Annotated in this window: 12 protein-coding genes; 10 read left to right on the top strand and 2 right to left on the bottom strand. The window is 41.0% G+C overall.

Annotated elements, in window-relative coordinates; translation table 11 throughout:
* Window positions 1-42: 42 nt before the first annotated feature.
* The 7 genes from FTU37_RS09295 to FTU37_RS09265 all read left to right on the top strand — a co-directional run bounded on the left by FTU37_RS09295 (window position 43) and on the right by FTU37_RS09265 (window position 7,520).
* Window positions 43-1,419, top strand: coding sequence for a YadA-like family protein (locus FTU37_RS09295; protein WP_180124230.1), 1,377 nt, complete (start codon window positions 43-45; stop codon window positions 1,417-1,419).
* A gap of 232 nt (window positions 1,420-1,651) precedes the next feature.
* Window positions 1,652-2,347 (top strand): outer membrane lipoprotein chaperone LolA, encoded by a 696-nt coding sequence (gene lolA / locus FTU37_RS09290; protein ID WP_180011509.1) that lies wholly within the window; start codon window positions 1,652-1,654, stop codon window positions 2,345-2,347.
* 161 nt (window positions 2,348-2,508) lie between these two features.
* A complete protein-coding gene (locus FTU37_RS09285) occupies window positions 2,509-3,300 on the top strand; it encodes an RsiV family protein (RefSeq protein ID WP_180124229.1) in 792 nt (263 codons plus the stop codon).
* A gap of 117 nt (window positions 3,301-3,417) precedes the next feature.
* Complete coding sequence (gene serS / locus FTU37_RS09280) at window positions 3,418-4,689, top strand: serine--tRNA ligase (protein WP_168378122.1); 1,272 nt, start codon at window positions 3,418-3,420, stop codon at window positions 4,687-4,689.
* A 73-nt stretch (window positions 4,690-4,762) separates the two neighbouring features.
* Window positions 4,763-6,163, top strand: coding sequence for a siroheme synthase CysG (gene cysG / locus FTU37_RS09275; protein ID WP_180124228.1), 1,401 nt, complete (start codon window positions 4,763-4,765; stop codon window positions 6,161-6,163).
* 207 nt (window positions 6,164-6,370) lie between these two features.
* The gene (locus tag FTU37_RS09270) at window positions 6,371-6,850 is read left to right on the top strand and encodes a tRNA (cytidine(34)-2'-O)-methyltransferase (protein ID WP_111885295.1); all 480 of its coding nucleotides are present in this window, start codon (window positions 6,371-6,373) and stop codon (window positions 6,848-6,850) included.
* Between the two features lie 169 nt (window positions 6,851-7,019).
* Window positions 7,020-7,520, top strand: a complete 501-nt coding sequence (locus FTU37_RS09265) for a hypothetical protein (protein ID WP_218953404.1) — start codon at window positions 7,020-7,022, stop codon at window positions 7,518-7,520.
* A gap of 92 nt (window positions 7,521-7,612) precedes the next feature.
* On the opposite strand, the gene FTU37_RS09260 is transcribed toward FTU37_RS09265, so the two are convergent.
* Window positions 7,613-9,268 (bottom strand): PT dipeptide repeat lipoprotein, encoded by a 1,656-nt coding sequence (locus FTU37_RS09260; RefSeq protein ID WP_180124227.1) that lies wholly within the window; start codon window positions 9,266-9,268, stop codon window positions 7,613-7,615.
* A gap of 70 nt (window positions 9,269-9,338) precedes the next feature.
* Window positions 9,339-9,734 carry a hypothetical protein gene (locus FTU37_RS09255; RefSeq protein WP_078191381.1) on the bottom strand — a complete coding sequence of 132 codons (396 nt, stop codon included), beginning with the start codon at window positions 9,732-9,734 and terminating at the stop codon, window positions 9,339-9,341.
* Between the two features lie 152 nt (window positions 9,735-9,886).
* Between FTU37_RS09255 and FTU37_RS09250 the strand changes: the two genes are divergently transcribed.
* The 3 genes from FTU37_RS09250 to FTU37_RS09240 all read left to right on the top strand — a co-directional run bounded on the left by FTU37_RS09250 (window position 9,887) and on the right by FTU37_RS09240 (window position 12,578).
* The gene (locus tag FTU37_RS09250; RefSeq protein ID WP_180124226.1) at window positions 9,887-11,083 is read left to right on the top strand and encodes a cupin-like domain-containing protein; all 1,197 of its coding nucleotides are present in this window, start codon (window positions 9,887-9,889) and stop codon (window positions 11,081-11,083) included.
* A gap of 66 nt (window positions 11,084-11,149) precedes the next feature.
* The gene (locus FTU37_RS09245; RefSeq protein ID WP_180124225.1) at window positions 11,150-11,962 is read left to right on the top strand and encodes a DUF6502 family protein; all 813 of its coding nucleotides are present in this window, start codon (window positions 11,150-11,152) and stop codon (window positions 11,960-11,962) included.
* Complete coding sequence (locus FTU37_RS09240) at window positions 11,940-12,578, top strand: hypothetical protein (RefSeq protein ID WP_078192196.1); 639 nt, start codon at window positions 11,940-11,942, stop codon at window positions 12,576-12,578. Before FTU37_RS09245 ends, FTU37_RS09240 begins: the two co-directional genes overlap by 23 nt.
* Window positions 12,579-12,616: the final 38 nt, after the last annotated feature.

Here is a 12,616-nt window from a genome sequence, read left to right as displayed (position 1 = left end):
ACAACTTCAATAGCTATTAAAACAGTACCAAAATTACTTGCTGTGAGTATTTTACTTTCTCTAGGCTCAATTGCATGGGCTGGTGGGAGTGGCTCGTCATATCCTGAGCATAATTGTAATCGTTGCAATAGTGGTATTCCTGGGCCAGTAGGGCCAATGGGACCTCAAGGTCCTGCTGGTGAGACAGGAGCAACAGGTGCACAGGGTGAGACTGGAGCTAAAGGTGACAAAGGCGATACTGGAGCAGTAGGTGCTACAGGTGCGACCGGGGCTAAGGGTGACAAAGGCGATACTGGTGCAACTGGAGCTAAAGGTGATACTGGCGCAGTAGGTGCTACAGGTGCTACAGGTGCAACCGGAGCTAAGGGTGACAAAGGTGACAAAGGCGCTACAGGTGCAACTGGTAAAGATGGACTCAATGGCCGAGACGGAATCGATGGTAAGGATGGTTTGAACGGTCTGAATGGAAGCAATGGTCTAGATGGTGCAAGTGCTTATCAAGTTGCGGTGAGCAATGGTTATGAAGGCAATGAAGACCAATGGTTAGAAAGTCTACGTGGTGCAGTTGGCGCACAAGGGCTAACAGGTGAAAATGGTTTCAGTGCATATGAACTTGCGATAAAAAATGGATTTGTCGGTACTGAAGTGGACTGGTTATTGAGCTTAAAAGGAACAGATCCGTACATTAAAATTCAATCAAATGTTGCCAATACAGCACCTAAACCAACTGCGAATGGACAAGATGCGATTGCAGTCGGTGCCGGTAATAAAGCTGATGGTAATCAGTCTATTGCCCTCGGTGTAAACAATACCGTCAATGGTGATGGCTCTGGTGCAGTAGGTTCAAATAATACAGTCACAGGTAATAATACCTATGTGATTGGTAACAATATCAACACATCGGCAAATAATGCTGTTGTACTAGGCAATGGTTCAAGCTCTAATCGCAATAATACGGTTTCTGTTGGCTCGGCTGGTGCAGAGCGGCAAATTATTCATGTGGCAGCTGGTACGGCAGACACCGATGCGGTGAATGTGAAACAAATGCGTCAAGCAGATCTAGAAGTGCTAAATAGTTCAAAAGCATATACAGATCAGCATGGGGCAAATGTACTCAATCAAGCTAATAGTTATACCAACCAACGTGTGAATGAATTGAACCATAATTTCAATAAATTTAAAGACAATGTTTACGGTGCTGTTGCTTCAAGTATTGCAATCGCCTCCTTACCGCAACCCACAGATGCTGGATACAACATGTTTAGCGTAGATATGGGGACTTGGGAAGGTTCACAAGGCTATGCAGTTGGTTTTAGTGGAGTGACTGAAAGCAATAAATATGTGTATAAATTGGCTGCAACAGGGAACTCTGAAGGTGACTTTGGCGCTGGTGCATCGATCGGTTGGCAATGGAAATAACTCAATATTGGATTATTAAAATTGCTAAATCGTTGTTTAACTATTTGAAAGGCATTTGAATCAAATCAAGTGCCTTTTTATTTTATATTTCTCCATCATGATGAATAAAAAACAGCAATTTGCATTAATAACCATACAAAACTTCTTATTTTCTCTAAATTTAGTCAATGAAAGTGGTTTAAGATGGAGCCATCTAACAAATTGCGTTGATGCAAATATAAAAGGTGAATCTATGAAAATGCTTCGTAAAACCATCTGTGCTATGGCATTAGGTGCAGCGACACTGGCACCGGTTATGAGTACGACAGTATTCGCGGCACCAGTTGCAGCGTCGGAGCAGCAGGCAACTGCCAATTTGGTGAAACAATTATCGGGTATTAAAAGTTTTACAGCTAACTTTCAGCAAACTACAAAAGTGACTAACCCGAAAGCAACTCAAAAGAAAGGTTTAAGTGCGCAGCATATGAACCAAACCTTTACTGGGGTTATGAAAGTTCAGCGTCCGGGTAAATTCTATTGGGAAACAACCAGCCCATCTAAGCAAACCATTGCGACCACAGGTAAAACAGTTTGGATCTATGACCCAGATCTACAACAAGCAGTACGCCAAAGCTTGGATGACCAAGTTGCGAATACGCCTGCATTATTATTGTCGGGTAATACGGCTCAAATCATGAAGTCTTATCGTATTACTCAGCCAAATAAGACCAAAACTTATTACACCTTATATCCAAAAAGTGATGATGGCGTATTTCAAAGCTTAACCATTAGTTTTGGTGCGAAAAATGCACCAACCTTAATGATTCTCCAAGACTCATTAGGTCAAACAACAAATGTACGTTTCAATAATGTGAAGGTGAATGCGTCTATTCCAGCGTCAACCTTTAACTTTGTACCTCCAAAAGGTACGGACATTATTGATCAATAATTCTCATGAACGAAAAAAAGCAGACATCGGTCTGCTTTTTTTATGGAGAAATGTAAAGCAAGCAAGCTGAATTTAAGTGAAATTTAGTAGTATGCTGATATTCGCAGGTTGCTTAAATGAAGTGACTTGTGGTTTTGACTGTTGCTATAGGGAATTTTGGGATGAAAAAAAATCATATGAATAATATAGCTTGGGCTGTTTCAGCTGTGGTTTTAATTGGGTCATTAACGGCCTGTCATCCTCGAAATGAACCTGTTGAAGGTGCAACGACGGAACAGAAGCCAGCGGTCGTCGCCGATGCGATTCCACTTATTCAATCGAAATCTGTTGCGATGCAATTGCCGAAAGCACAAGCTTGCGATGCGGAAGGTTGTACCCAATATACGATTCAAACGGTTGAAACCAATGTTGATTGGATTAATCAATATTTTACTGACCGAATTAAAAAGGCAGATCCGATTGCATTTTCAACTGAGCCGAATCAAAAAATTGATTTATCGGACAAGACGGATGCAGGCCTAAGTCAAAGTACCACTTCTGTTCGATACATTAGTCAGTGGGGGTATATTGCAACTTTTGCGATCGAAAGCTATACCTATGCAGCGCATGCTGCTCACGGCATGTCTCATGTCGAATATGTCAATTTTGATTTAAAAGCCAAAAAACGTTTGGCTTTACAAGATGTCTTGGTCAAAGGTGCAGATGCGAAAGTGATTAGCGCATTATTTGATGCCAACTATATGTGGTTAGATAGTCACGATATTGAACGTTCAAAACTACAATTAAGCGATAATTTTTATTATGGCGCGAACGGGATCGTATTTGCTTATCCGCTGTATGAATTGGCGAGCTACGCAGAGGGCATGCCTGAGCTAAAACTTCCATATTTTATGGCTAAAGGGCTATTTAAACCTGAATATTTACCAAGTTTGCCAAATTACGAAACCAAATAAGACAATTTGCAGCAAGATTATTGGTCTAATAAGGGGCAGCTGTAAGCTCGGTCACTGTATTTTTGAGTGTTAAGAGCTTACACTATAGCCAGTTTTTTTCTTTACTTAAGATTGGCTATGATCGACCCGAAATTACTCAGAAATAATATTGAGGCTGTAAACTTAGCCTTAGCAAAACGTGGTGTTCAACTCAACGTAGCAGAGTGGGCAGACCTTGAAGCTCGCCGTAAGGAAATTCAGTCTAAAACTGAGTCGTTACAAGCTGAACGTAATGCTGGTGCAAAACAAGTTGGTCAAATTAAAAAAGCTGGCGGTGATGCATCTGAAATCATGGCACGTATGTCTGCCATTGGTGATGAAATTAAAGCGGCAGAACTCGCACTTTCTGACCTTCAGGCTGAACTCGAAGCCAAATCTTTATCGATTCCAAATTTACCTCATGAGTCTGTGCCAGAAGGTAAAGACGAAAATGACAATGTTGAAGTTCTAAAATGGGGTACACCACGTCAGTTTGATTTTGAAGTCAAAGACCATACTGATCTTGGTGAAATGATGGGTGGTTTAGAATTTGAAACCGCAACTAAATTGACAGGTACTCGTTTTAGCGTACTCAAAGGCCCATTGGCGCGTTTACAACGTGCAATTACCCAATTTATGTTAAATACACATACCTTGGAAAATGGCTATACCGAAGCGTATGTACCGTATTTGGTCAATGCAGACTCTTTACGTGGTACGGGTCAATTGCCTAAATTTGAAGAAGATTTATTTAAACTTCAAGGCGAAAAAGAATACTACTTGATCCCGACTGCAGAAGTGCCTGTAACCAACTTCGTGCGTGATGAAATCATTGACCCAGAACGTTTGCCATTAAAATATGCAGCGCATACGCCATGTTTCCGTAGTGAAGCGGGTTCGTATGGTCGCGATACGCGTGGCTTAATTCGTCAGCATCAATTTGACAAAGTTGAAATGGTTCAAATTGTAAAACCTGAAACTTCAATGGAAGCATTGGAACAGTTAACAGGCCATGCAGAAGGAATCTTGCAAGCACTTGGTTTACCGTACCGTAAAGTCGTACTTTGTGGCGGCGACATGGGCTTTGGCGCAATCAAAACGTATGATTTAGAAGTTTGGGTACCAAGTCAAAATACCTACCGTGAAATTTCATCTTGCTCATGCATGGGTGACTTCCAAGCACGCCGCATGAAAGCGCGTTACCGTGCTGACCAAAAGAAAACTGAGTTTGTGCACACGCTGAATGGCTCAGGTTTGGCCGTTGGCCGTACATTACTTGCCGTGATGGAAAACTATCAACGTGCAGACGGTTCAATTGAAATTCCAGCAGTACTTCGTCCATATATGGGTGGTGCTGAATTTATCGATTAATAGTCGATAAAGTGCATACATTTGTGCACAAAAATTGCTTAAGACAATCAGATTTAAACTATTGAGGTCGTGTGTGGATATCTTTCCAATCTCTTTGAAGTTGCAGCAGCAACCTTGTCTGATTGTTGGCGGTGGTCGAATTGCATATCGAAAGGCTGTGCTGCTTGCAAAAGCGGGCGCTCAGCTGACAGTTTGCTCACCTGAAATTGAAGATGATTTATTGAGCTTGGTTAATAAAACCCAAGGTCAATATCTCAACTCGATTTATCACGAATCGGTTTATCAAGAAAATGCCATTGCGCTGCGTCAGTTTCGTTTAGTGATTGCAGCAACCAATGACAAAGCTGTCAATCAGGCGGTATTTGAAGCCTGCGAAGCTGAAAATGTCTTGGTTAATAGTGTCGATGATCCGCCGCATTGCCGTTTTATGGTTCCTGCGATCATTGACCGTTCTCCACTGGTCATCTCCGTTGCATCTAATGGCACATCGCCAGTACTCTCACGCCAAATACGCACCCAGTTAGAAAGCTCGATTCCGCATGGCATGGGCAAACTGGCTGAGTTCTCAGGCCAATGGCGCGCAGCCGTTAAAGCCAAAATCGTCAATCCAGATGAACGCCGTATTTTTTGGGAAGACTTGTATGCAAGCCCGCTCAAAGAGCAGGTATTTAATGACAATTTGACTGAAGCCAATCGTTTGATTGAACAGGCCTTATTGGAATGGAAACAGCCGAAAGGTGAGGTGTATTTGGTTGGGGCGGGGCCGGGTGATCCAGAGCTATTGACTCTGAAAGCTTTACGCTTAATGCAGCAAGCAGATGTGGTGATTTACGATCGTTTGGTTTCACAGCCAATTATGGACCTCTGCCGCCGCGATGCCGAAAAAATCTACGTAGGTAAAGCTCGATCCAATCATGCTGTTCCGCAAGAAGGCATTAATGCCTTACTGGTGAAATATGCAAGTGAAGGAAAACGCGTTTGCCGCTTAAAAGGCGGAGATCCATTCATCTTTGGCCGCGGCGGTGAAGAAATTCAGGAACTTTTTGCGGCAGGCGTTGCCTTCCAAGTCGTTCCAGGGATTACTGCTGCATCTGGTTGTTCGGCTTATGCAGGGATTCCATTAACGCATCGAGATTATGCGCAAAGTGTACGCTTCTTGACAGGGCATCTCAAAGAAGGTTCACCTGAGCTACCTTGGAATGAGTTGGTTTATCAAAATCAAACGCTCGTGCTGTATATGGGCTTGGTCGGTCTAGAAAAAATTTGTGAGAAACTCATCGCGCACGGGCAGCGTCCAGACATGCCTGTCGCATTGGTTTCTAAAGGGACGACACCTGAACAAAAAGTCGTGGTTGGGACATTGGCAGATATTGCATCTAAAGTCAGTGAATACCAAATTCAGGCGCCTACATTGACCATTATTGGTGATGTGGTGAGTCTGCGTGAACAACTTCAATGGCATGAGCGAGGGTAAGCAACGCAACGCGTTGCCCGAGCGCAAGGCGAAGGCTATGCCTGAGCAAAGAGGATAAGCAAGTTCTGGTATTGTCAAATTGTAATGCGAAAGCTAAGCAACGTAGATAAGCACGCGCTTGTAGTACCATCTAAACTTATGCTTCAGCTTTGAAACTGTAGCCTGAGCTTTAAGCCATTATTTAACTAAAGAGTAGAGAAAAAAACTGTGATCCATGTTGTTTTATACGAGCCAGAAATTCCTGCAAATACAGGGAATATCATTCGTTTATGTGCCAATACTGGAGCGCAGTTGCATTTGGTCAAGCCATTAGGTTTTGAGCTGGATGATAAAAAACTTCGCCGCGCCGGTTTGGATTATCATGAATGGGCGCACATGAAAGTGTGGGAAAACTTTGAAGAATGTCTTGCGGGCTTAAAAGCGCAAGGTATTGAGATGGATGCCATTTATCCATTAACCACCAAAGGTTTTGAAACACCGCATACCTCCAATTTAAACCGTCCTGTGGCGCTGTTGATGGGGCCAGAAACACGTGGTTTGCCGGAAGATGTCCGTATGATGTTCCCGAAAGAACATTGGATTCGCCTACCTATGGCACCAAATTCACGCAGTTTAAACTTGTCTAATGCTACTGCTGTGATTTTATATGAAGCTTGGCGTCAGCAAGACTTTAAAGAATTGGTCTAAGTGTGATCTGTTCAAAAAGCCGCTCTATCGAGCGGCTTTTTTATTGGGAGTGAACACAGTGAACCATTTACAGCAATGAAGTTTTGTAAAATAAGGGCTTAAAAACTTCAGCATCAATATAAAAATGTGTATAAGAACACTGTGAAGAAATAAAATGGGTACTTAAAACTTGAAATCTATAAATTTAAAAGCTTTTGGTGTCGTATTTGCGACCGGATTCATTTCATCAATGAGTTGGGCTAATCCAACCGTATCAACCACAACGGAACAGACAGCAGTGACCGTCACTGCAACTACAGAAAATGTTCCAGTTGTACCGAAGGTTGAGGTGATCAAGCCTTTTACTAAGGCTGAAATCCAGCAGGGCATGCTGGAAATGCAGCAAAGACAAAATCAGCGTATTGAGGAATGGGGAAAAACACTAAAAGCCGACGATTTTGAACGTTCATGGTATGGTGGTCGTCAATTGAAAAAGTCCAAGCGTCAGGAAGTTTGCGGGATCTATCAGGGTTTAGTGAATGAAACCTATGGGTTGGCACAAAAAAATAAAGCAAGATTGAGTCAAGCGGATCAAAAACAAATATCAGACCGCAACCAATTTATTCAAAGCTTAGGTTATGAAAATAATATCGTTGATACCAAGATGGGTTTTAATTGCCGCTTAAAATAAGTGATTTTTATCACTGCTTTGATTTATGTGAATGATCCATGTCCTTGATGTAAAAAATAAAGGACATGGAAAAGCTCGAGATACCTCATGAATTAATCAATTAAATTAAAGTCACTCAGTTCTGTTTGTAGATGTTTTGGATTGTTTGCAAACAGTAGTTGACCACTGGTGTATAACCAACCGAGTTGACCTTGCTGCTGAAGACGTTTCAGCAAGACGTCGTTAAACGTCGACGTTGCAAAGACAGTTTCGCTAAAGACTTTAAACTCACCGACATTGGTGTTTTCACTGTCTTTCATAAACAGCATACCGTTTTTGGTGGTTGAACTCATATCTAAAGCACGGCTGACTAAGCGGTAACCGTCTTTAGCTTGCTCATCGATCATCTCCTGTAATTTTATGCTGCGCTCTACACTATTGCTGCCGGTTGGGTAAGTTTTATAGCGATAGCTGTAAGTGCCATGGTGTGCGCTGCTATTTATACAGGTTGCAACTTTAGGACTATTTTGTTTGCCGTTCAGAACTTCAGGTCGTAAACCTGTGAAATAGCTTTTGAACTGAATAATACGGCAGCCTTGGGCACCCAGTGTATTGAGCATAGTTTCCAATTGCACTGGGTCTACGAGCGGGGAAACATAGCCGCTGTCGTAGGTATATGTCGCGGTATCATTTTCTTTTTTAATGAAATAATCTTTGAAATTCAAGGTATTGGTTGGTCTGACGCTATGCAAGTATTGATAGCCTGATTTGCCTTTTTCATTTAACTGATTACGCCATGTAAAATATATGTCAGCGGTAGAGGGTGCTGCACGGTCTGCAACAATATGATTGAAACGCGTATTTTCATTGGCAAGTTTCATGTAGCTATTAACATTACCATTGTCCAGAGTTTTAGTATCATAGCCAATTAATTTATAACCATTTTGTCCCATTGTATTGAGCTGAGCCAAGAAGTTAACAGTGTCAGTCGTATTAATAAAGCTCTCAGACTTAAAGTCTGCAGTTGTGATTTTGGCTTTCGGTTTTAAATTGGTGAAGAATTCATTGGTGTTTTTTGTATAGCAGCGGCTGTCCTTGAGTGGATCTTTAATTAGACCACGCTCCATGATGATATAGCTTGGATTTGAAATCGTCGCGTTAATCACGCAGAAAGAATGATTATTTAAAAAAGTTAAGACACGATTGCTCGTCGCGCCACCTCTGACTGGTTGAAACTTAATCGCATGATATTCAAAGTTATTTAGTGTTGCAGCCGGCTGTATTTCACTCATGACCATGTCATGAAGTAATTGATAGCGTTTGGAAATAAATTCACCGCTGCAAGTTTTACTTGAACTATTGTGTACCGCATATTTTAGTTCTTCGTTCAGTGAACTGACTGAATTTTCACTGGTTTTATGAATTGAAATTTGTGGCAAATCACAATTACTGTTACCGAGGGCAGAGTTCCCTTGAATCCATTCTCCTGTGAATTTATCCGCTACAGTTGTTGGCGTTGGCGTTGGCGTTGGCGTTGGCGTTGGCGTTGGCGTAGGTGTAGGTGTAGGTGTAGGTGTAGGTGTAGGTGTAGGTGTAGGTGTAGGTGTAGGTGTAGGTGTAGGTGTAGGTGTAGGTGTAGGTGTAGGTGTAGGTGTAGGTGTAGGTGTAGGTGTAGGTGTCGCGCCATCATCATTGGAGCTTGATCCACCACAGCCCACCAATGTCGTAAATACAGCAGCGATAATGCTGATTTTGTGATTATTATTCATGACTAGTGCTCAATAGAGTAAAGTTGTTATGTACGGCTGATGCGGTTGTATAAACATTTAAAATCAAGATTTATTGAACAAGGTGTGACTCAATCCAGCCATTGCCATGTTCTGTAGTGACTTCGATCAAACCTGTTTTAGTCATGTTTCCCGCAAAAATAATGTCTGCATTTTTTGACAGTTTGTTAATGACTTGGCTCGACTTATCGGCAGTTTGATAAAGCGGTAGATTATTAATTTTAGGTCGGAGTTGCTGTCCCATGCTGAAACCATTTGCAGCATAACTTGAGTTAGTCGTGGCCCGACTACCTGTCCATTCTTTTGCGGTATTCGATACTTCTTTGGATGTTTCATTAAATTGATTCAGCGTATTTCTTAAATCACGCATGGTATCGGCAAAACCTGCATATACCGGTATTGAAGCTAAAGACAGACTGCTAACGATGACTAAATGACGAATTTTCATGAACTTTCTCCTTTACTTTGTTATGTCATTCCGCATGAGTTTTGTCGGATTCATAACATTCGCGGTGTTTAAATAATTATAAAATGCGAAAATTTAGCATTTTTAAAATAGATCATTTATACTTCACTTGTAAAGAGGGTGGAGTGGTGAAGATGAATGTAGAAAGCCAGAGTGAACATCTAAAGCAAAGTAAAAATTGGTATCAGTCCTTACCGGCGGAATGGCAAAATTGGTTGAATGAAAATATTGAAAATGGTTGCGATGTACAGAAAATAAGTCTAATTTTACAATCACATGGATTAAGCCCAAGGGTGGATCAATACTTATTTTCTGAAGATAAACAACTTTCAGAACAGCTGCAAAATGAACTTTTGGACTACAGTCTTGAGGGCTTAGAGACAGTTGAAATTTTAGAAAAAATTAAGCAAAAAAATATTTCAAATCATTTGATCATTCAGTTTTTAAAGCATGTAAACAATAACGTAATTTTTAAAAAACTGAAGCAACTACAGCAACAGCAGAATAAACAGCGTTGGCTATTGCAAGTGATGGGTCAATTAAATCAATTGAACAACCACAGTACATCCACAATCGATAGCATAGAAACACCTGATTTTGAAACATTTATAGAGCGGTATTATAGCCAGATGCGGCCGGTCATTTTAAAAGGTGGGATGCAACATTGGCCTGCATTGCATAAATGGAGTCCTGAATATTTTGCACAGCATTTTGAAAATGAGTTGGTTGAAGTCCAGATGCATCGTGAGCAGTATCAAGATTTTGAAAAAAAATCGGTACAGCTGCAACGCATTGTTTTGATGCAAGATTTTGTCGCACAAATCAAAGCCACTAAGCGTAGCAATGACATTTATTTAACTGCGAATAACGCCGCTCAAAATAAGCAGTTCATGCAAAAGATTAGTGAAGATCTAGGTGACTTCGCCAAAGGTTATTGTCAAAACGAGATCAAAGATCGACATTTTTTATGGTTTGGCCCTGCAGGCACATTTACACCACTGCATTATGACTTAACCAATAATATGTTGGCACAAATCTATGGACGTAAAAAAGTGACTTTGATTCCTGCATGGCAGATGCCGTATATGTATAACGATCATTGGGTATTCAGTCAGGTTTCAGATGTTGCAAAGGCTGATCTCGCAGCCTATCCATTGTTAGAAAACGTGACGCCGTTCGAGTGCATTTTGCAGCCAGGGGAAACCTTATTTATCCCAATTGGTTGGTGGCATAGTGTTGAAAGTTTAGATATCTCGATCAGTGTTTCTTTTACGCATTTTAATGTAAATAATCATTTTTTTACTGAATATCCTCAAGATCTCATCAGATAAAAATTGTGAAGTAGATTAAACAATGCGAAAATTTCACTTATGCAGTCTAATTTTCATGGCAATTCAATGAGCAAACTTCTCACTAATGAGGCAGATCAAAATTTACAGCAAGTATTGGTGCTGATGAATGAGCTGAGCCAATGGCTGATTCGCTCCGGTGTGGGGTATACCGAGTTTACTGCTGCATTGAAACCAGTTTTTTTCCAACAAGCTGTACATGAGTTAGAGCGTATCGATCAAAAACCGACGATTTCCGCGATCAGTTTACTTTCTGGTCTACACCGTAAGGACGTGACTGCTTATAAAGAAGTGATTTCTGAAGGTAAGGATCTGACTGAAGCGACTGTTTCGGAGCCGATTAGTGTGCCATCACGTGTGATTGGTTTGTGGCTTGCAGAAGGCTGGGGGGATTCATTGCCCTTTAGTAGTGAGTCAGAAAATAGTTTTGAAATGTTAGTGAAACGAATCTCCACCGAGCGCCATCCACGTTCGGTACTCAATGAACTTGTGCGTTTGGAAATTGCCACTGAAAAAGATGGGCTGGTGTATTTACAACAACGTCGTTTTATTCCTGATCCTTCGCAGTTAGAAGCACGTAAAATTTTAACGCGAAATGTTCAAGCACATTTAGAAGCGGGTTTGCATAATTTATTGAATCCTGATGAAATACCTTACTTAGAACAAGCCATTTGTGCTGACGAATTAACAGAAGACTCGATTAATAAATTACATGAAATGAGTTTAGAGCTTTGGCAAAAATACTCACTACAACTTTTAAAACTTGCCGCGGAGCGTTGCGAAATGGATGAGGGAAATCCTGAAGCAAATCGTGTATTTCGCTTTGGAGTTTATCAACATGATACGAAAATTAAACTTTAAGACTTTAACCCTTTGTGGCTTGATCAGCGTTTTAGCGGGTTGTGACATAGAATTTTTTCGAAGTGGTGGGGTTACAATTGAAGGTACAGGTGATCCAATCATTGATATCGGTCATGCAGGGGATGGCCGCGGAACAATTATCTTGGGGACACGATATTTAGAGTTTTCAGCTTCCGTGCAGGATTCTTGTTATGGCGTGGAACGTAAATTAGCCTTCCTCAATCCATTTGATCGTCAGTCGATTGACACAAAAACGTATGTAGAAATACCTGCTGCCCAAGCGGATCTTAATTCGCAAAATGTTCAATTGATTTTAAAAAATACCAATAGCGTACCAGTCACCATTCATTTGCAATGTGATATGCCATTAACCATGCAATTATTCGAGCAGGTTAGACCATATTTTCCAAAACAAGTATGTGATACACCTATAGATATCAAACTCTATCCACAACAACAGCATATATTTGAAGCAGCTGTAAATTTAGAGACTGTTGAAGATGGTATATGGTCACACGGTGATGGAGCATCGGTTGAATTAAAAGGCAATACACCAGACAAGTGTGAAGAAATTTCAATTCAATTTCAGCAATCTAGAAAAGCCATACAACCTTAATTGGTATATTTAAAACAAAAAAGGCGCTTTAAGCGCCT

It is taken from the genome of Acinetobacter sp. YH12097 (assembly GCF_013419225.1).
In the GTDB taxonomy this organism is placed as follows: Bacteria; Pseudomonadota; Gammaproteobacteria; order Pseudomonadales; family Moraxellaceae; genus Acinetobacter; species Acinetobacter amyesii.
The sequence above is the reverse complement of the archived record's forward strand: the minus strand, read 5'-3'. Positions and strand labels throughout refer to the sequence as shown.